4 protein-coding genes are annotated in these 2,319 nt (G+C 56.9%); 1 reads left to right on the top strand and 3 read right to left on the bottom strand.

The window, feature by feature from the left end; translation table 11 throughout:
• Nucleotides 1-507: hypothetical protein (locus ACH2EH_RS02560; RefSeq protein ID WP_395138621.1), on the top strand; the 507-nt coding region annotated here is incomplete at its 5' end.
• Nucleotides 508-559: 52 nt separating this feature from the next.
• On the opposite strand, the gene ACH2EH_RS02565 is transcribed toward ACH2EH_RS02560, so the two are convergent.
• The 3 genes from ACH2EH_RS02565 to ACH2EH_RS02575 all read right to left on the bottom strand — a co-directional run.
• On the bottom strand, nucleotides 560-1,294 hold the full coding sequence (locus tag ACH2EH_RS02565; RefSeq protein ID WP_395138623.1) for a DNA-methyltransferase: 735 nt from the start codon (nucleotides 1,292-1,294) through the stop codon (nucleotides 560-562).
• A complete protein-coding gene (locus tag ACH2EH_RS02570) occupies nucleotides 1,291-1,530 on the bottom strand; it encodes a hypothetical protein (protein WP_395138626.1) in 240 nt (79 codons plus the stop codon). The genes ACH2EH_RS02565 and ACH2EH_RS02570 overlap by 4 nt, the downstream gene beginning before the upstream one ends.
• Nucleotides 1,531-1,938: 408 nt before the next feature.
• The coding region (locus ACH2EH_RS02575; protein WP_395138628.1) for a replication protein at nucleotides 1,939-2,319 on the bottom strand (381 nt) is incomplete at its 5' end.

Below are 2,319 nucleotides of genomic sequence, written 5' to 3' on the forward strand. Positions count from 1 at the left end.
ACTGAAGATTTGAAATCTATATTCAACGAGCTGGACAGAGAATTAACGGAGAAGACTCCAGATAGTGGGATGATTGAACCGGGAGAGGTTCCCATCAGCCCCGAACAGGAAGAGGGGTTCCAGGACTGGAACCGGCTTGCCGATTCGACGAAACGCTACTACTTCCTGATCGATCCCGACCTCGACAACGAATCGGAAGAGGAGCAGCTTCACTTCTTCGAGGCAGAGAGCTTCTTCGATGCCGTCGTCATGGCTTACCACCTGGAAGGCCCGATGGTTCGCGGGCTTACGAGAATCGCCTGGAAAGACTCCGAAGATGGCTCGATCCAAGCCGTGAACGTTTCCGCAAGCGCCCCGGTGAACGCTGCGTTGATCCAGTTTCGCCCCATGCTGATTCAGCTTCATATCGGGCCGCCATCCTGGGCAGAGGGCGAGTGGGGAGCGCCCGACTTCCGATCTGATATCTACCGCCAGTATCAGCAGGATCGCATCGACCGCTACAAATAGGAAAGAGCGGGTGGAGGCAGTGCCTCCACCCGCTCTTTTTACTTCGCTGAGGTCAAGACTTACCATCGGCTCTCGTAATCCCAAGCCGCTCCCCGGCGATTTTGTAGTAGTCTGCGCTCGCCTCGATGCCGACGTAGCCAAGGCCGAGATTTCGAGCAGCTAGTAGCGTCGAACCCGAACCCGCGAACGGATCAAGGACAGTGCCGCCCGGCTCGACGATTCGGAGCAGGTCTTCCATGAGCACCAGTGGCTTGCCGGTCATGTGCAGCTTCTTACCGGGCACCTCAACACGGTGACGAAAGACTCCAGGGAGCGTTCCTACATGCCGCTTGGCGGGTAGACGTCCCTTGGTACCCCAGACGATGTACTCGGCTTGCGCCGCAAACCTTCCCATCTGCGGGCGGCATGCCTCGGTCTTATCCCAGACAGCGATCCCGAGCCAGCGCCATCCGGCCCACTGGAGAAGCGTGGTGAGGAGCGCTAATTGACGCCAATCTATAAAGATCACGATGGGCGCTCCGTCTTTCGCGACCCGCTTGCACTCCTTGAGCCAGCGGTATGTCCACTGCGCCCAGGCGTTCTGATCCATGCTCTCGCTCTCGAAGTCCGGCCAGGTGGTTTTCTGCCGACTCTGCACATATTTCTGGGCCGCTGGTCGTGCCCGCTCGCTGGCAGTGAGTCCCCCAGAGCAGTAGGGCGGATCGGTAACAATGGCATCGAAGCAGCCGTCGGGGAAGGTTGGTAGTATCTCCAGCGCGTCACCGTGGTAGAGAGTGTCTCGCTTCATGAGATTTTTGCTAAGTTGGCGGCAAGTACACGAGAGAGTGCCCCTTTGCCCTCGCGCTGGGCTCTCTTCAAGTTCCGCCGGATCATCATCTGAATCTCTTCTGCCGTCGCTTCGACACTGGGTAGCTCCCACCATTCAGGTAGAGGCAGCCCCGTCTCCGGCCCGAGCTTACAGCCATCAGGAAGCTCAAAAGATGCCTCTTTTGCCGCCGTCAGGTCGTAGTCTTGGCGAACCATCGAAGCGAATCGGATTCTGGCAAGCCTCCAGAAGCGCCTGGTATGCCCCTTCGCTCATGTGCCCCGTCTCAATCTCGCTACGCCGTCCAAGCCCATCCACGCTGTAGAGTTTCTGCCGAGCAGGAAACAACAAACGAACAGCTGATACCAAGTTCTTAGGTCTGTGCTGGTCTCCCCTCGACTCTGGCCTGTCTGTATTCGATTCAGAGCGGGAGGAAGCAGCCTCCCTGAGGGGGCTGCTCTCCCGTGTCTGAATCTCTGACATAGAAACTCTTTTGTCTAGAGTTTCTTTTGTCGTGTCAAAACTACGTACACGCTCCGTCTGACACTCTGGCCTATTATTCTGAGACTGTGGCCCATCTTTATCATCTAGGGAGAGTCGTTGCTGGTTGTCTTTTGGGTAGATTTTCACGACGATTCCCCTCTCTGAAACCACGGATCGCCCAAACGGTAGTAGAGTCGTGTACGAGCCTTCTTGCGGTCATAGGCGCTGGTAAGTAGCTCTCCTGAGGACTTCTCGACTACCACCAAGCCCGCATCAACAAGGGCTCCCACTGCCCGGCTTACCGAGTCGCGGCTCTTGCCTGTCCTGCCCATAAGCTGGCTCTGACTGATCCAATCGCGTCGCTTGCGCGCCTGTTGATTGGAATCTTCACTGTCCACCCAGCCCAAGGTCTGTCGTATTACGATTAAGAGAACCCGCAGCTCGGTGTCGGTGAGCCGGGGAAGTAAGCGATCAATTAGGATTGAGGGAACGGGCACGAAGGGGGAAAGCAACTCTAAAGGAGA

Source organism: Armatimonas sp. (assembly GCF_043760365.1).
In the GTDB taxonomy this organism is placed as follows: Bacteria; Armatimonadota; Armatimonadia; order Armatimonadales; family Armatimonadaceae; genus Armatimonas.

Coding starts and splice junctions, on each gene's coding strand:
- ACH2EH_RS02570 (WP_395138626.1), bottom strand. CDS start 1,530: ATGGTTCGCCAAGACTACGACCTGACGGCGGCAAAAGAGGCATCTTTT.
- ACH2EH_RS02565 (WP_395138623.1), bottom strand. CDS start 1,294: ATGAAGCGAGACACTCTCTACCACGGTGACGCGCTGGAGATACTACCA.